This window comes from Paenibacillus sp. P22, assembly GCF_000469945.2.
GTDB lineage: Bacteria > Bacillota > Bacilli > Paenibacillales > Paenibacillaceae > Paenibacillus_O > Paenibacillus_O humicus.
Map to the genome: position 1 here is coordinate 1 of NZ_CBRA020000184.1, position 17811 is coordinate 17811.

A 17811-nucleotide genomic window follows, 5' to 3' on the forward strand; every position below is an offset into this window, starting at 1 on the left:
CGGCAGCGCAGCGGAGACGGCCGGCAGCGGCGTGCCGGAGGAGGACAAGCAAGCAAGCGGGCCGAGCAGCCTTGAACGTTCGCAGGCCGACAAGCAGGCGCTGTCGCTGAAGGTGCTGGGAAGCATGGAGCTGTACAGCCCGGACGGCCGCCTGCTCACCTGGCGCACCCGCAAGACCAAGGAGCTGTTCGCCTATCTCTGGCATCATCGGGGACAGCCGGTCTACAAATACGCCATTCTGGAGCATTTATGGCCGGAAGATCCGGCAGAGCGGGCGCAGAAGCTGCTGCATACGTCGCTCTATTACTTGCGGAGCCTGTTGAAGTCGGAGGGCTGCGGGGAGATCGTCCGATACGGCGACGAACGGTATTGGATCGACTCGGCTGCCATCCGCAGCGACCTGGAGGAGCTGCTGGACGGATTGAAGGCAGGCTTTGGCGGAGAAGGCGGACCGCATGTGCTGGCGCTGTATCGAGGCGATTATCTGGAAACGGAACATTATCAATGGGCGGACGCTTATCGGCTCGAGCTGCGCTCCGCCTTCACCGCCGGTCTTCTGGAATGCCTTGATAGAGGGGGCAAGGAGTCCCGTGCGATGCTTCTGAGCAAGCTCGTCGAGCTTGGCCATGGGGAGTACGACGATCTGCTGGCGGACGCCTATGATGGCGGCGGCGACAGGAGCGGCGCGCGCCAAGCGCTGGCCATCAAAGAAAGACATAGGCTGGAAGAGGGCTAGCGCGGAAAAGCCGACATTCCGAAGAAAAAGGCTGTCGAATGTTCATTCGATAGCCTTTTTTGTCGTTTTTTGGAAGGGATGTTGTGAAAATGTTGAGAATGGATCTGCTACAGTAGGCAAAACGCATTCTAGCATAAGGTGGGAGACAGATGAAAAAATGGGGATCTCTGCTGCTTATCCTCTCGATCCTGTTCACATCCGTGCCGACGGCATTCGCAGCCGTCCGAACGGACTGGGATCTGAGAGCTCCGCGCGGCATCGCGACGGACAGCAGCGGAAAATTATATGTGGCGGATCTCAGCAACCATCGCATTCAGATCTACAACCGGGATGAGAGCTTGTACATGACGCTCGGGGTCAAGGGCGTCCTCGGCTCGGACAACGATCATTTCAATACGCCGAAAGCAGTGGCCGTCGACCAGACGACAGGAGATATCTATGTCCTGGATTATTCCAATGCCCGCATTCAGGTGTTCGGGAGCCAGGGAGCCTATATCCGGTCCATCGCCCTTCCCAGCGGGAATCCCGTGCCGGAGGCGATAGCGCTTGACGGCAGAGGCCATATATTCGTCACGGACCAGAACTATCTGGTCTATCGCTTCAATACGAATGGCACAGGCTACAAGCTCATCGCCAATTCGCCGCAGCTCGCCGACAGGCCGATGGGAATCGCGGCCGATTCCAAGGGCAATCTGTACATCACGCAATATTGGACCAGCACCGTGGTCGTGTATGCGTACAACAGCGCTGCGGACACGTACGCCCCTCAGAAGACGATCGGGGAAAAGAATGTGTCCGGAACCGACAACGCTCATTTCAACAAGCCTTGGGGAGTGTCCATCGACCGCAACGACCGCATGTACGTCTCCGACGGCGGCAACAAGCGGGTGCAGGTGTACAACAGCAACGGCAGCTACGCCATGACTCTTGCCGACGCGAACCTGGTCGAGCCCTCCCAGGCGACCTCGGACAGCGACGGCAACGTGTATGTGGTTGACGGCAATAAGTCCCAGCTTCTATTGTTCAATGCACAGGGGAATTTCGTGAAAATTCTCGGTCAGAATACCGCTCCGACCTTCGAGGGAAGCCAAGCAGCACTGACGGTAGCCCAGAATGCTTCCCCTGCCGATATCAAAACCCTGCTGCGCGTCAATGACAGCGACACGGGGCAGACTCTGACCTGGGCGCTGACGGCAGCTCCGGCGCATGGTACGGTGAGCTTCGGGCAGACAACGGCCGCAAGCGGAGGCTCGGGGCTTGCGCCGACCGGCGCGATGACGTATCAGCCGGCTGAAAACTATTTCGGCTCCGACAGATTCACCGTGACAGTAAGCGATGGAGCAGGGGGCACGGCAGCCCGGACGATCACTGTAACCGTGAAGCAGCAGGCGTCAACTCCGACAGCTGATCTGGCCAGCGGCACTGTCGTGCCGGACAACAGCTATGTTGTCCTGAGCACGGCAACGGCTGGCGCGACGATCTATTACACGCTCGACGGAACGGCGCCGACAACGGGAAGCCCTGCCGGCACAAGAGTGGGCATCAGCGGCGCTCCCGGAGATATCGTGACGGTCAAGGCGATGGCTGCGGGACCGAACCTTGTCTCCAGCGATACGGCCACCTTCACGTACATCATCGAAACGCCGGCGCCGACGGATCTGACGGCGAGCGCAGGCGACGGACAAGCTGTGCTGGCCTGGAATGCGGCGCGGGGAGCGGTGGCCTACAGCGTCTATCAAAGGACGGAAGCGGGCAGCTACGGGCCGGCTCCAGTCGCGACTGTCGAGGGCACCTCTTATACCGCAGCGGGCTTGAATAACGGAACGACCTATTCTTTCAAAATCAAGGCTGTCCTTCCGAGCGGCGGCGGCGGTTATTCCAATGAAGCCACCGCGACGCCGATGTCCGGCAATACAGATCTGACTGGCCTTTCCTTGTCGGCGGGCGAGCTGAGCCCGGCCTTCTCGACCGGAACGAGACACTACACGGTCAGCGTGGGCAGCGGGGTGGACAGCCTGACCATCGCGCCGAGCGTGGCGGATACGGTATACGGAACCGTTACGGTCAGCGTGTATGACGGCGCGGGCTTGCTGGTCGACGGTCCCCATGTCCTGCACGGCGGCTTGGAATCGCCGGCATTGCCTCTGGCCGAAGGGGACAATAGAATCGACCTCTTGGTGAGCGCGCAGGACGGCAGCACCATGACCTATACGCTGACGGTGTCGCGAGCGGCACCGGCAACACCGACACCGGCGCCTTCGGAAGAACCGACAGAACCGCCGACCGAAAAACCGACTGAATCATCAACGCCGACTCCAACGCCGACTCCAACACCGACACCGACTCCATCCCCGGACTCGGATGGAGATCAGAGCGGCAAGGCTTCTGCCCGGCCTTCCCCGACACCTGCCGCTTCGCCCGGCTTGAGCGTGACGGTGAACGGGCAGCCGAAGGATCAGCTTGTGACCGTATCGACTGAAAGTGTGAACGGACAGACGATGCTCAACGCGACAATGGACTCCGCCAAATTGCTGGCTCAGCTTGCGGCCTCAGGGAGCGAGCCTCGGATTGTCATTCCGGCCGCAGGCGAGAAGGTCGATGGAGTATCCGTCGTTCTGGCCGGCGACCTCGTCAAGGCGATGGGCGGCCGCAACGCCGTGCTTGAAGTGCAGTCCCCGAGCGGCAGCTACACGCTGCCGGCGGCACGATTGGATATGGATCGCCTGTCGGCTCAGCTTGGCGCCGCGGACCGGCTCTCAGAGATAACGGTTCGAATAAATGTCGTCAAGGGCGATGCGGCGATGGCAGCGCGGGCGGAAAAGGCAGGCGTCAACAATGGCTTCAGCGTGGTCGCGGCACCTGTGGAATTCATGGCGACGGCATCCTACAACGGAAAAAGCATCGATGTCGACCGCTTCGGCTCCTATGTGAAACGTGAAATCCCGCTGCCTGCAGAAGCGGATCCGGCCCGAATAACGACCGCGATCGTTCTGGACAAAGACGGAACGGCAAGGCATGTGCCGACCTTCATCCAGAAGAGGGATGGAAGCTACTATGCCATCGTCAACAGCTTGACGAACAGCGCCTATGCGCTCATCTATCATCCGGTCGCATTTGCCGATGTTGCGGGGCACTGGTCCGAATCGGCTGTGAACGACCTTGCCTCCCGAATGGTGGTCAACGGCGTCGACGCCGCGCATTACAAGCCTGATGCGCCTGTCACCCGCGCCGAAATCGCCGCTATCATCGTGCGGGCGCTCGGCCTTGCTCCGAGCTCCGCAGCCTCCGCGTTCACCGATGTCGGCTCCGGCGACTGGTACGCAGGCGCGCTAGCGGCTGCACAGGAGTACAGCCTTGTCAAAGGCGAAGGGAATGGCACCTTCGGCCCGAGCCGCAACGTAACCCGCGAGGAAGCTCTGACCATGCTGGCCAGAGCGATGACGCTGGCCGGTCTTGACGTCAAGAGCGGAAATGATATCGGCGACGTCCTGGCTCCGTTCGCCGACGGCGGCAAGGTCAGCGTATGGGCGCAGCAATCCGTCGCTGCCGCTCTGAAGCTCGGACTGGCGCAGGGCTCCGGCAAGGGGCTGGAGCCGAAGCGGCCGATCACCAGAGCGGAGACGGCAGCCCTCGTGCAGCGGCTGCTCGTCAAAGCCCAATTGATCGACACGATTCAATCACGATAAGGCAATGAAAGGCCCCGGGCGGTTGCCCGGGGCCTTTCATTGGTTTTATTCCAGATGGAGCGGCCTATTTGAAGGCCGAATAAGGAATGACAAACTCCGGCATGCCTTCCGCATAGGAGGTGTACTCGTACTGGGTGAAGTAAATGACGATTCCGTTGCGGTTGAGGAAATAGTCCCGGTCCGCCTCGATGGTCTGGAACGGTACCATCAAGTCCATGTGCCGATTTTTAATCTGGTCCTTGATTTCCTTGTTGATCGCCGACACATAGTTTTCCTTGCCGCCGGCAGCCTCTTTCAAGGAAAGCACGTCGCCCGTCGCGAGATCGAAGGTGTAAGGCTGGCGGACCGTCATGCCATGCGCTCCCCCGGTATAGACGTAGTAGTCCACGTAGAGGCTCAATTTTCCCTTTTCGTTATAGGAGACCGTGTATTGGCCATCCAGGCTCGGCGTGCGGACATCGGCTTTCGGGTTGCCGGCCAGAATCTTCATGTTCTCTTTGGCTTGAGGGTCCATCTCCTTGGAGCCTTCCGCCACGTTCCGGTCCGCTTCTTTCTTCAAGAAGGCATTGATCTTGTTTTGCACGGCCGTGTCGCTATAACCCGACAAGACGGGATAGTACACATGGATCGACTTGCCGCCTTCCTCCGAGGCGATAGCTTCCGTGCCGATCTTCAGCTTGTTTTCCTGAACGGCATGAATGCCGATCATTTTGCTGGCCTGCTCATAGGAGACGGCATAGCCCATCTGCTCCAGCAGGACTCGGAGCGGCAGATACGTCGTATTATTCTGCACGATCGCTTCCGATCCGTTGTATATAGGCTGCCCGTTGAGCTTGAAGCTGCTGTCCTTCAAGCCGATCTGCAGGACACGGTCTCTTCCCGTTATTTTCACCGTATCGGCTGCCTTCTCGTACGTCGTGCTCAGGCCGAGGCTGGCGTTCAGGCTGCGCAGCGCGATGTACGTCGTATTGTCTTTATGGATCGTAGCGATGCTCGTTCGTTTTCCTTCGATGCTGAATGGCGTCGCAGTGGTCTTGAGAATTGGGCTGGCTTTTGCCGCGGCTGCTTGCCCGGCAGGCAAGGACAGCGCCATCGGCGCCGTCAGAAGAGCGGCTGTCAGCGTGGCCGCGAGCAGATTTCTTTTCCGGTTTTTTTTATTCATGTCCAACATTCCTTTCTCATGCTAGTCAACTGCCTATCGGGTTGATTACCCTCCATTAACGAAGGCTATTCGGCAAATGTTGCAAGTCCTAAAAAACCAGCCCCGGCATAAATATGCTGATGAGGAGTGTGAGGGTATGGACAAGATGGCGCAGCGTTTTTACCAGTTGAAGCAGAAGCAGAAAGAGATCGAGCAGGAGCTGTCCGAGCTCCGCAGCGGAATCATCCAGCATTGTCTGGAGCTGGCGGCGCCCGAGCTTGAAGCGGGAAGCTATAGGATCAAGCTGGTTTCACAGGAGCGCAAGGAATACGACGATAAGAAGCTGTACGAGGCATTGCCCGACCCCGAGCTGTGGCGGCTGCTTTCCAAGGCCGATTCGGCCAAGATCGCGAGCCTGGTCAAGCTGAACGTTCTAACGGAAGAGAGCCTGAAGGACACGTATTCGGTTAAAAAAAGTGACGCTGCTGCAAGTGGACAGGAAATAGGGAGAAGTCGATTTCTCCCGGCGGAGATTTGGAAGGACGGATGCATTGCAGGCAGCCTGATGATCCGAAGCAGTAGGGAACCGCAGCAAACGGCAGCATTTCCTGGTTCCCGGAAAGGCCCAACAAAAGAAAAAGACAGGGGGAGCACATTCCCGCCTGTCTTTCCTATTGTCTTGGGGTTATTTGACGATGCCTTGGTCATCCGCAACCGCAAAGTTGTAGTTCACCGAGCGGACGATCCTCTCGCCTTTGTCGGTCACGCCCTCCACGTCGAAGGAGATGTTGTAGATGCCGGGCTCGGCCGGCGCTGTCAGAGGCATGTTCAGGCTGCCGTCGACGGCCAGGTCCGGAAGCTGGCGGGTAGAGGAGAAGGATGCCGGGCGGCCGGGGACCGATTTGGTCAGCTTGGGACGTTTGACGCTGCCTTTGATCGGCTTGCCGAAGTCGACGGAGAGCTGGACCGCTTCGCCTTTGCGGACCACTTTTCGGCTCGCCTTCAGCTTCGCGGGGGCTGAGCCCTCGATCTGCGCCATCGCGAAGAAGGCGTCGTTTTTGCCGTCCAGCTTCAGGCTCCATTCCCCCGCCTCGGGCCGCATGACCTGGAATGCCCGGCGGACCGCCTTGCCGAAGATGCCGTCGGGATCGCTGTCCGCCGGAGCGGCCACGGAAGGATAGACTTGCCCCGACGGGGAAACGAGAGTCAGCGATGTGTCCTCCCGGCTCGTCATGACTTCCAGAGCGACGCTGCCGATTCCGCTCTCGAGCGGGAATGAGACGGCCGATGAGCCGTCCACGGGGCCGCCGCGCAGGATCAGGCCGGCATCCTGCCCTTCTGCGTTCGCCGCCAGAGACGGCGAACCGAGTGTTGCTTGCAGCTGCCCGGAAGCAGCTGCTTCCGGCGCTGCTTGCGGCTGTCCGCTCGGCATTGCGGCTCCGGATGGGGCAAGAGCGGCCGTGGCCAGCTTCAGCTTCGGCTGCACGAGGCTCCACGTCTGGGAGGCTCGCGCCATGGCGCTGTGCGAGATGTTCTTGGTAAAGCTCTGAATGCCGTAGGGCAGACCCATGGCGGAATATACGGATACTGCGCCGTCATCCTCGCCCGGAAGAACGGCATGGGCGAACCAGTAGCTGGTGAAGATGCCGTCGTCTCCCTCGCCCCCGGACATATAGGTCTTGGTCGCGTTCACTTCCGGCTTGACGTCGGTCTGGGCGCGGAAGCCCGCCATATAGGACGTCTGCAGGGAATAGACGGCGTCATCCTGCTGTCCCATGATCGCGCCGAGCCAGGAAGTCCAATTGCTGTAGGCCATGTCCGCCAGCTCCGAGCCCCGGTTCGGTGTCGAGAGCTGATGGACCACGTTCACGTAAGGGGAAGCCCCGTAATAGACGAGCGCCGCCTGCGTGTCGATGCCGCCTTTGGAGTGGGCGATGATGTTGAGCTTGGGCACGTTGTAATAAGCAGCGACCTTGCGGATCAGGGAGGCGAGAATGGGGCCGTTCTTCCACATGTCTCCGCCCGGACCGTCGGCATCGGGAAGCTGCACGAACGCCGTCCGGTACCCGGCATTATAGGCGGCGTCATAGTAGCTGTCGGTCCCGATCCAGCGCTCGTACGTAGAATGAAGCCCCTGGACGAACAGCAGGACGGGCTTGTCGGACGAGGCTTGGGACGGCACCGCGCCGGTGTACCAGTTGCCGGATTGGCCGGCGGCGTTTTCTTTGTGCAGCAGCGGGGCCGGAGCGGCGTGGATCGCTTGGGGAAAAGCCAAGGCTGCCCCCATGACCAGCGCAAGCGCGGCTTTTTTTTGTTTCTCAACGTAAATCTCTCTCCCTTCGGCTGATGGAATCGTTTTCCATATCCAAAGTAAATGAGAAAGATTTACGGAGTATTCGAACGAAATGAAGGTTCTACGAAGACGGCCGGTCCACAGGCGGCTGGAGCCGCGTCAACGGAGCGGATCCTTCCGGAGGTGCCTCAGCACCATCTCTTCCATCTGATCCAGAATCCGCTGATATTCGCCTTCATCGCCGTCCACCATGAAGTTGACGGCGAGGCCGTCTCGGACGGACCAGAATATATACGACGCCGCGGATTCATCCAGATCGGGGCGGAATTCCCCGCTTGCCTTGCCTTCGGCCAGCAGCCGCCCGACAATGCCGAGTCCCTTGTCCCGGTAGTTGTTATGCATGCCGACCAGCTCGGGATTGCGGGAAATATAGACCATGAATTCGAGGTGGAAGGTCAGCCATTTCCGCAGGTCGGCCAGCGACTGGTTCCGGAAGCGGGTGAACAAGCTCTTTATTTTAGCCGTGGCTCCGTTCAGCCGGTTGAACGGGCCGTGCACGATTTCGGCCATTTCATCCATGCGGCTGTGGGCCAGCTCGATGTACATTTCTTCCTTGCTGGAGAAATATCCGTACAGGGCGCCCTTGCTCATGCCCGAGCGGCGGACGATATCGTCCACGGATGTCGCCTGGAAGCCCTTTTCGACAAAACAGTCCAGGGCCGCTTCCAAAATGGAAGTCCGTTTTTCTTTTCGGTACTGCTCGGTAACCTTTGGTGCCATCGTCGATCTCCTTTTGCCTTATGTTTGCTTCCCTCGGGATAAAGTTCCTAAGCCATGGAACGATGAAGGATCCATCCGCTAGGGAAATCATAGCATAAATAGGCTCCAATGCAGGCTGGATGCGAGGAAGAAGTTGAATCGGGAAAGGTTGTTCTTGATGTCCAGATCCTTCCTCTTTTATAATAAAGACTGATCAGTCGGTTTTAATTGTTATGGCTCTTATTCTACCACTCATTGCGGAGGGATCAAGCCTTGATTACATTCAAACGTTTGAGCGAATGCACGCTGGAGGAAGCCGTCCACGTATGGAACGAAGGTTTTGCCGGGTATTTTGTTCCGATTGTCCTGTCTGTCGAATCGTTTGTGAACCGGCTTGTGCTGGAAGAGCTTTCGCCGGCGCTTTCCTTCATCGCTTGCCGCGACAGCCGGGCTGTCGGCATCGTCCTGAACGGAATCCGCGAGGTGCAGGGCCGCAAGGTCGCCTGGAACGGGGGGACAGGAGTCGCTCAGAAGGAGAGGGGAACCGGAGTCGGCCAGGCGATGATCGACCACGCGCTTGAGCTTTACCGGGAGCAGGGCGTGCACATCGCGACGCTGGAGGCGATCAGCGAGAATCAAAGGGCGATTTCCCTGTACAAGAGCAGGGGATACGAGGTTGTCGACGACATGCTCTACCTGGCCTGCGACTCCAAGCTGCCCGATCTTGCGGCGGACGTGGACGGCTTGACGGCTGTGCCTGGCACCGCGCTGGACTTGAAGCCTTATGAGAGGATGCTTCCGTGGCAGTTCCAGTGGCCGAGCTATCGGCGCGACGGACAGTCTCTGCTTGTGCTTGAGCAGGGAAAGCCGGTCGCCTGCGCTCTATATCGGCGGAGCTTCGATCCGGCGGGCGCGGACATCGGCGTTACGATCAGCCAGCTGCGGGTGCTGGACGGCAGAGAGGATCGCGAAGCTCTGCTTCGTTTCCTGCTGGCCCGCATTGCCGAGCCCGGGCGGAGCTCGTACAAGCGGACTGTGCCTATGCTTCGTTCCGACGATGCTCTGCTCCGGCTGCTGACGGAGCTTGGGTTCAAGCCGTCCAATCTGGAGCAAGTGTTCATGATGCAGGAGCTGCAGAGGAAGCGGCTGGATTGAACAGGGTCAGGAAGCAGTGAAATCAGCAGCCTCCGTTCGGCGTTATTCCGGATGGGGGCTGATTTTATTTGGCGCCAAAGAGGGGAGAATGAAGGTGAACCCTTTAAAAGGCTTCAAAGCGGGTATATACACATAGACAAGAATCTGAAGGAGGATATGCCATGAGCGATCAATACAAAATGCAGGATCCGACGTCCCAATACCAGAAGGCGGGTCCGGAGTTTCAACAGAAGCAGAATCCGCCGGGCCTGGAAAAGGAAATGACGCCGAAGCCGGATGCAGGGGAGAAGACGTATCGCGGCACCGGCCGCCTCACCGGCCGCAAAGCGGTCATAGAGGGTCCTCTAATCAAAGACATTGGGGCTACTCTGACCAGCGGATTCGGCGGAATTATAACAAGCATTGGTCTCGTTATCATCTTCGGAACGATGATTGGAAAGATTCTAGAGAAATCTGGCGCGGCGGTTAAAATGGCCGACGTTGTCCTTAGACTGCTGGGTGACCGCCATCCAGCTGTTGCAATGTCCATTATCGGCTGGATCGTGTCCATTCCCGTCTTTTGCGATTCCGGATATGTTATCCTCTCTTCCCTGAAGAAATCATTGGCGAAGAAGACGGGAGTCAGTGTCGTTACGCTGGGCGTTGCCCTGTCAACCGGTTTATACGCCACTCATACGCTTGTCCCCCCTACTCCAGGCCCTATCGCGGCCGCAACGAATGTCGGAATCGGTCCGGACGGACTATTCTGGGTCATCGTAATCGGCCTTTTCGTTTCCATCCCGGTTGCATTGGCAGGCCATATATGGGCTCGTACAGTCGCTTCCAAGCTGCCTTCCAACCTTGATGAAGCAACGGAAACATTCGAAGAGTACAAACAGCGCTTCGGCAAACTGCCGTCGGCAACGGCAGCGTTCGCTCCTTTGCTTGTCCCTATCGTTTTGCTGGCTCTGGGTTCATTCGCCAACTTCCCTGTGGGAACGGATGCCGAAGGGAACAAAGAATTGCTGATGAGCGGTTTTGCCTATACGTTCTTCACATTTGTCGGCGCACCCGTGAACGCTCTCTTTATCGGGTTGCTGCTCGCCATGTTCTGGCTTCTTCCGAAGCGCAACGAAGAAACCCTTACCAAATGGATGAGCGAAGGCCTTCTGGACTCCGCGATCATCATCATGATTACGGGAGCAGGCGGCGCATTGGGCGCAGTCATCCGCGCAACCCCGATTGCGGATTACGTGAAGACGCTTATTGGCGGCAACAGCGCAATGGTCGGTGCGGGAGCACTTCTCTTCGTCTTTATTATCGCTGCTCTCCTGAAAACCGCTCAAGGCAGCTCGACGGCTTCACTGGTTATCACATCGACTCTCGTCATGCCCATGATTCCGTCACTGGGGCTCGATACGATGATGGGATCGGTGCCGATCGGGCAAATGTTGACGGTAATGGCGATTGGATGCGGTGCGATGGTCGTAAGCCATGTTAACGATTCCTACTTCTGGGTTGTATCCCAGTTCTCCGGGATGAACCTGAATACCGCCTATCGCGCCCAAACCATGGCGACATTGGTTCAAGGCCTGGTCGGTATTGTCGTCGTTGTGATTATGGGGCTGTTCTTCCTGTAAGGACTACGCCTGTTGTTAAAAGTGATGCAGGAAGAATAGTACTATTAAAGCAGTGCTTTAGGGCTCCCTACACCGGCATGCTCGTCGAAAATACCGTGCATGGAATGTATGATCATCACTCTCCATTTCCATAATAGAAGCATGCATGCAAGTTCAAGGCGTGCCATAACAGGAGGGTGATTATGAAGGCTGTAACTTTCAATGGCATGAAGGACATGCAGGTGAAGCAGGTCGCTGATCCGACGATTCAGAAAAAGGACGGGATTATCGTCAGGATCACCTCGACCGCCATTTGCGGTTCCGATCTCCATATATACCAGGGGGCGATTCAAGCCCAAACCGGATACGTGGTCGGACATGAACCGATGGGCATCGTCGAAGATGTGGGCCCTGAGGTGACAAAGGTCAAAAAAGGGGACCGGGTTGTGCTCCCGTTCAATATTTCTTGCGGCAGCTGTCATTACTGCCAGCATGAAATGGAAAGCCAATGCGACAACTCCAACCCCAACCCTCAAGTGGATACGGGAGGTTACTTTGGGTTTACCGAACGTTACGGGAATTATCCGGGCGGACAAGCCGAATTGCTTTACGTGCCGTACGGCAATTTCATGCCGTTCGTTATTCCGGAGTCATGCGAATTGGAGGATGAGAAGCTCCTGTTCCTGTCCGACGTTCTGCCGACGGCCTATTGGAGCGTGGACAACGGCGGCGTGAAGCAGGGGGATACGGTGGTGGTGCTCGGCTGCGGCCCCGTCGGCTTGATGGCGCAAAAATTCGCCTGGATGAAAGGGGCCAAACGGGTCATCGCAGTCGACAATCTCCCGTACCGGCTGAACCATGCCAAAAAAATGAATAAAGTCGAAATCTTCAACTTTGAAGATTTCACAGACATGGGGCTGCATATAAAAGAAATAACAGGCGGGGGTGCGGATGTCGTCATCGATTGCGTCGGAATGGACGGCAAGAAGACGCCATTGGAGGAGGAGGAGCAGAAGGCCAAGCTGGTTGGCGGAACGCTCAGCCCGATCAACATCGCGATGAATGCGGTGCGGAAATTCGGCACAATTCAGATTACAGGGGTATACGGTTCTAAATACAACCAGTTCATGTTCGGAAACATTTGGGAACGAAACGTGAAGCTGACCATGGGACAGGCGCCCGTCATTCATTACATGCCGATGCTGTATAAAAAAATTATGGCAGGCGAGTTCGATCCGACGGAGATCATCACGCATAAAGTGCCGCTCGATCAGGCGCATGACGCGTACAACACCTTTTACAACCATGCGGACGAATGCATTAAATTTGTCCTGAAGCCTTAAATGACGGCAATGAGAAGAGGGGCTGTGCCACGGGGAATTGTATCCTGGGGGACAGCCCCGTGTGTTTAGCCGATCTTTCGTCAATATTGGCGGGACCTAGTTTCGTTATAGGGCTAAAACCGCCAGGTTTACAGCAAGCCCCCGGAAGACCCGATCCGCGCCTTTGGATAGGTTGCGTAAGCCCGCACCGCCGCTTTCGCAACCTCCATGTCGTTTGCGACCGTACTGCCGCTTGCGCCGACCGCTCCGACGATTCTTCCTTCGTACGCCAACGGAATCCCCCCTCCAAACACGACCACGCGTCCGTGGTTGGTCGTATTGATCCCGTACAGCTCCCCGTTCGGGACCGCCAACGGAGCAAGGTTCGCCGTGGGCATTTTTAGCGCTACCGCCGTCCATGCCTTATTAAGGGCGATGTCGACACTGGCCAGCCAGGCATGGTCCATCCGATGAGAAGCAACGAAATTCCCGCCATCGTCTACGATGGCGATCACTTCCGCGATCCCGAGCTCCCTTGCCCGGAGTTCCGCTGCGTGAATCAACACTTTGGCGACTTCCAGTGTGATTTTCAACATCTGTGTCCTCTCCCTCTCGACTGATTCGATACATGATATGAATCATGCGCTTTAGGTATGCTTTCGATCCCGTCATCATAGCATTCGTACATCCATGAATGGAGCGGGTAAATTTCCGCTTCTTTTCTTGCTCTCATGCGAAGATGTCGGGTTTCCTTTTTTTGGTAACCTGGGCATCTATGTCGGCGAGCAGTCCGGAAAAACGAAATTGGCTCTTTCGAAATCAATGCGAACTTTTTGAAATTGTTCCACGGAAAGAAAGCACTCTAACGAATGAGGTGAAAGAATGGTAAAAGCATTGGAGAATGTCCATGTTATCATTACCGGTGCCTCCGACGGCTTAGGTTATGCCATGGCAGAAGCCCTTCTTGATAAAGGGGCAAAAGTAGCAGTAGCATCCCGTCCAGGGCCAAAATTAACTGAAGCCGTAAAAAAACTTAAAGAAAAGGGATATGCGACTGTTTTTGAACTTCCACTGGATGTGAGATCAGAGGGATCGGTAGAAGATGCGGTGAAATGGGTAAAAACGGAATGGGGGAAAATGGATGTCCTTGTAAACAATGCCGGCATCGGGATGCGAACGGTCAACCCGCGTTTTCTGGCGGATCCGCAACCCTTTTACAAGGTAACGCCGGCAGGCTTCCGGGATCTTATCGAAACCAATCTCACCGGTTATTTTCTGGTAGCGCGAGGATTCACCCCACTCATGATCGAACAAGGAAAAGGGCGAATCATCAACATTTCCATGAATCATGAGACCATGAAAAGAAAGGGTTTTGTTCCGTACGGTCCGTCGCGCGCCGCAACAGAATCGCTGTCGGCGATCATGGCGGAGGATCTGAGGGAAGTTGGAATTTCGGTCAACCTGTTGCTTCCGGGCGGAGCAACGGCGACAGGAATGATTCCGGATGATCTGCGCAGCGAGATCGAGGCGAAATTCCGGCTGATGCAGCCGGAGGTTATGGCGGAGCCTATTGTCTTTTTGGCTTCACCGGAAGCGGAGGGCATTACGGGGGAACGCATTGTGGCCTCCGAATTTGAAAGCTGGTTAAAGGATAAAAGTGAAAAATCAACTCATTGAAATAATCGCCTCTCAGCATCAAGTCATTGGAATCGAAAAAGTGCAATTAACGCACGTCGCTCGTGCGGTTAACCTATATGGAACCCTTTCAAGGGTACTCAGAAATGTATTGAAGCCGACTACAACCAGCAGTCGGCTTATTTCTTCTCTTATTGGGCAATGGAATTCTATTCTGTGCTTTTCCAAGAACAGATGTTCAAACAAAATTCTCTAGAACAACCTTGCCAATCGTCCTATTGCTCTCCAATAGCTTGTGGGCTTGGCGAAGATGCTCTGCCGAGATCGGTCCAAGCACTTCGGAGAGCGTCGTCTTCAATTGTTGATGATCCACAGCATCAGCTATCAGATTGAGCAGCAAGTGTTGCTCGATCATATCATCCGTTTCATAAAGCGAGCGAGTAAACATAAACTCCCACACGAAGGTGGCGCTTTTTTGCTTAAGCAAATTGAGGTTGAGCGGAGAGGCAGGATCATCAATTGCGCAAACGACTCCTTGGGGAGAAACGGCTTCGCTGATGCCGGCCCAGTGTTTTTCCAAAGCATTCAGGCAGAAAATATACGGCACGCTTGAAAACCCAATCGCTTCAAGCTGCGGAAGGAGCGGCTCATGGTGGTTAATGGTATAGTCGGCGCCCATTGATTTAACCCAATCGACGGTTTCCGGCCGGGAAGCAGTCCCGATTACAATGAGCCCCGCTTGTTTTGCAAGCTGGATGGCAATGGACCCTACACCCCCAGCTGCCCCGATGATAAGCAGGGATTTTCCTTTGTTGGCGTCCGAATCCGGAGAGATCGACATTCGGGTAAATAATGCTTCCCAAGCTGTGATAGAGGTTAAAGGAAGAGCCGCCGCTTCCGCGAAATTCAATGAAGCTGGCTTGCGCCCTACAATCCGCTCATCAACGAGATGGTATTCACTGTTTCCGCCTTGTCTTGCAATGCTGCCCGCATAAAAAACTTCATCCCCCGGACGGAACAAAGAGCAGTCCGGTCCGACCTCTTCAACAATTCCTGCAACATCCCAACCTAGAATTTTAGGAACTTCTTCAACTCTGTCTTTAGGCGCACGTACCTTCGTGTCAACCGGATTGACCGATATGGCGATGACTTTGACCAAGATGTCACGGCCCATCGCTCTCGGTTTCTCCACAACTACATCTACTAAGCTAGCTGGATTTTCAATTGGAAGGTAACGAGTTAGTCCTACCGCCTTCATTGTAGCCATAATAAACCACATCCTTTCGTTCCTAGTATACCCTTTGCAAGGTAATGACTAAAACACGGTTCGCCGTTACAAACAGCGCGGGGAACCATACCAAGAAGAGAAAATATCACATTCTTATTTTTAACCTTTAATAGGACCGTAATTAATTGTGTGCCGCCGTATTGCCTTAAGGGAAGCTGTAAACATAAGGAGAAAAAAGGATCGGCCGGTTTTGACCTATTTTAGCGGAGTAATTTCTGCCAATAGTTCATAGGAATGAAGGCGGGCCTTATGATCGTAGATCTGGGCGATTGCCATGATTTCATCGGCTTGACTTTCTTCCAGAAACTTTTCCAGCTTTTCTTTTACGATTCGAGGACTGCCGACAATCGAAGTTCCTAATTGATTCTGAAGGGCAGCGATTTCATTGCCGCTCGCTATATCATTCATATTGTCCACTGGCGGCTGCAAGGGGACTTCCTTCCCGCGCATCAAATTCAAGAATTGCTGCTGCAATGTTGTAGCGAGCCGCTCAGCTTCTTGATCGGTGTCGGCCGCAATGATGTTTAGCCCTACCATTGCATGCGGCTTGTCCAGTACTTTAGAAGGCTTGAACGAACGGCGGTACAGCTGGATAGCCGGCAGTGTGTTATGCGGGGAGAAATGGCTCGCAAATGCAAACGGCAGTCCAAGCTCTCCTGCCAGCTGGGCGCTGAATCCGCTTGAACCCAACAGCCAGACAGGTATGTTTAATCCCTCACCCGGAATTGCTTTGACATGACTATATTGTGCCGGGGAAGGGTCAAAGTAATTCCGGAGCTCGGCCAGCTGCTCAGGAAAATCATCGCCTGAACTTCTCAAGTCGCGTCTTAATGCACGTGCGGTAAGCTGATCAGTGCCTGGCGCACGGCCCAAGCCAAGATCAATACGTCCTGGATATAAGGATTCCAGAGTACCGAATTGCTCAGCAATAACAAGAGGTGCATGATTCGGCAGCATAATGCCGCCTGAACCTACCCGGATTTTTGATGTTCCTGCGGCAACATGGGAAATGACTACCGATGTTGCAGAGCTGGCGATAAATGGCATATTGTGATGCTCAGCGAGCCAGTATCGGTTATACCCCAGCTTTTCGGCGAGGCGGGCCAGCTCCAAAGTATGGCGAAAGGAATCAGCCGGCGTACTTCCATCTGCAATTGGAGACAGATCCAGGACCGAGAATGGAATATCCGTAAGTTGTTTTCTATTATTTTCAGGCATATGCTCATCTTCTTTCTTGTCTTCTTTTACTGTTCAATCTAAATCACATGAACTCAACTGAATTAATATCTGCAGAAAATACATCCTTTATTAAACCAGACCCTGTTTAATTTACGGCAGCCTGAGCCAAAATTTCATAAGAGCGCAGCCGTGCCTTATGATCAAAAATCTCTGTATGAGCCATGATTTCATCAGCGCCAGTCTTTTCTATCAACTCATGGAGCTGCTGCTTCACACCTGCAGGGTCCCCGATGATGGAGGTGAATAGCTGTTCTTCAACAGCCCTGCGTTCATTATCGTTCCAAAGCTCGTCCATATGATCAACAGGAGGCAAGATGGGCGAGGGCTGTCCGCGGGTCAACAAAAGAAATTTTTGATACATCGAAGTGGCAAGCCTTTGTGCCTCCTGTTTCTCATCAGCAGCCACCGCTTGAACGGCTAACAGTACATAAGGCTCTTCCAAAAATGGAGACGGACGGAAAGAATCACGGTACAGTTGGATGGCCTCCATCATGTTGCCTGGAGCAAAATGTCCCGCGAAAGAGAAAGGCAACCCGAGTAATCCAGCCAATTGGGCACTATAGGACCCGGAACCTAACAGCCAAATCGGCACATTTGTTTTTTCGCCGGGAATGGCGTGAAAGCGAAAGGAACCATCCTTAGTGGCTGTTCCTGTACCATAAAGATAAGCGATAAGCTCATGGAGCTTGGCGTCAAAATCAGGTTCACCAGCAACCCGCTGCCGCAATACATTTGCGGTATATGGGTCGGTGCCGGGTGCCCGCCCCAATCCAAGGTCGATCCGGCCGGGGAAGAAGGTTTCCAATGTTCCAAATTGCTCCGCCACGGAAAGAGGGGAATAATGGGAAAGCAGCATTGCGCCTGACCCAATACGCATTTTTTCCGTGACAGAGGCTACTCGTCCAATGACAATCGGGGATGCTGAGCTCGCCATTCCTGCCCAGTTATGATGTTCAGCA

At 55.3% G+C, this 17811-nt stretch carries 12 protein-coding genes and 2 pseudogenes; 7 read left to right on the top strand and 7 right to left on the bottom strand.

The window, feature by feature from the left end:
• Positions 1 to 736, top strand: a pseudogene (locus BN871_RS21610) (winged helix-turn-helix domain-containing protein); the annotation flags it as partial.
• Between the two features lie 149 nt (positions 737 to 885).
• Positions 886 to 4422: an S-layer homology domain-containing protein gene (locus BN871_RS21615; RefSeq protein WP_021878007.1), complete on the top strand. Its 3537-nt coding sequence runs from the start codon at positions 886 to 888 to the stop codon at positions 4420 to 4422.
• A gap of 64 nt (positions 4423 to 4486) precedes the next feature.
• On the opposite strand, the gene BN871_RS21620 is transcribed toward BN871_RS21615, so the two are convergent.
• Complete coding sequence (locus BN871_RS21620; RefSeq protein WP_048748735.1) at positions 4487 to 5584, bottom strand: PdaC/SigV domain-containing protein; 1098 nt, start codon at positions 5582 to 5584, stop codon at positions 4487 to 4489.
• Between the two features lie 136 nt (positions 5585 to 5720).
• On the opposite strand from BN871_RS21620, the pseudogene BN871_RS29360 reads away from it, so the two are divergent.
• A pseudogene (locus BN871_RS29360) lies at positions 5721 to 6069 on the top strand (hypothetical protein).
• Positions 6070 to 6248: 179 nt separating this feature from the next.
• Here the strand turns inward: BN871_RS29360 and BN871_RS21625 are convergent.
• Both BN871_RS21625 and BN871_RS21630 read right to left on the bottom strand, forming a co-directional pair.
• The gene (locus BN871_RS21625) at positions 6249 to 7850 is read right to left on the bottom strand and encodes an alpha/beta hydrolase (RefSeq protein WP_048748736.1); all 1602 of its coding nucleotides are present in this window, start codon (positions 7848 to 7850) and stop codon (positions 6249 to 6251) included.
• A 165-nt stretch (positions 7851 to 8015) separates the two neighbouring features.
• A complete protein-coding gene (locus tag BN871_RS21630; protein WP_021878011.1) occupies positions 8016 to 8636 on the bottom strand; it encodes a TetR/AcrR family transcriptional regulator in 621 nt (206 codons plus the stop codon).
• Positions 8637 to 8888: 252 nt separating this feature from the next.
• Between BN871_RS21630 and BN871_RS21635 the strand changes: the two genes are divergently transcribed.
• From BN871_RS21635 to BN871_RS21645, 3 genes are all read left to right on the top strand, one after another.
• Positions 8889 to 9770, top strand: a complete 882-nt coding sequence (locus BN871_RS21635) for a GNAT family N-acetyltransferase (protein ID WP_048748738.1) — start codon at positions 8889 to 8891, stop codon at positions 9768 to 9770.
• Between the two features lie 161 nt (positions 9771 to 9931).
• On the top strand, positions 9932 to 11389 hold the full coding sequence (locus tag BN871_RS21640; RefSeq protein ID WP_198158081.1) for a GntP family permease: 1458 nt from the start codon (positions 9932 to 9934) through the stop codon (positions 11387 to 11389).
• 182 nt (positions 11390 to 11571) lie between these two features.
• Entirely contained in the window at positions 11572 to 12711 is a 1140-nt protein-coding gene (locus tag BN871_RS21645) for a zinc-dependent alcohol dehydrogenase (protein WP_048748740.1), read from the top strand.
• A 128-nt stretch (positions 12712 to 12839) separates the two neighbouring features.
• On the opposite strand, the gene BN871_RS21650 is transcribed toward BN871_RS21645, so the two are convergent.
• Complete coding sequence (locus tag BN871_RS21650; protein ID WP_048748741.1) at positions 12840 to 13286, bottom strand: heme-binding protein; 447 nt, start codon at positions 13284 to 13286, stop codon at positions 12840 to 12842.
• A gap of 286 nt (positions 13287 to 13572) precedes the next feature.
• Between BN871_RS21650 and BN871_RS21655 the strand changes: the two genes are divergently transcribed.
• Positions 13573 to 14367: an SDR family NAD(P)-dependent oxidoreductase gene (locus tag BN871_RS21655; RefSeq protein ID WP_048748742.1), complete on the top strand. Its 795-nt coding sequence runs from the start codon at positions 13573 to 13575 to the stop codon at positions 14365 to 14367.
• 196 nt (positions 14368 to 14563) lie between these two features.
• Here the strand turns inward: BN871_RS21655 and BN871_RS21660 are convergent, their stop codons facing one another.
• The 3 genes from BN871_RS21660 to BN871_RS21670 form a co-directional block, all read right to left on the bottom strand.
• Positions 14564 to 15592 (bottom strand): zinc-binding alcohol dehydrogenase family protein, encoded by a 1029-nt coding sequence (locus tag BN871_RS21660; RefSeq protein WP_048748744.1) that lies wholly within the window; start codon positions 15590 to 15592, stop codon positions 14564 to 14566.
• A gap of 216 nt (positions 15593 to 15808) precedes the next feature.
• Positions 15809 to 16831 carry an LLM class flavin-dependent oxidoreductase gene (locus BN871_RS21665; RefSeq protein ID WP_048748745.1) on the bottom strand — a complete coding sequence of 341 codons (1023 nt, stop codon included), beginning with the start codon at positions 16829 to 16831 and terminating at the stop codon, positions 15809 to 15811.
• Between the two features lie 106 nt (positions 16832 to 16937).
• Positions 16938 to 17811: LLM class flavin-dependent oxidoreductase (locus tag BN871_RS21670; protein ID WP_048748750.1), on the bottom strand; the 874-nt coding region annotated here is incomplete at its 5' end.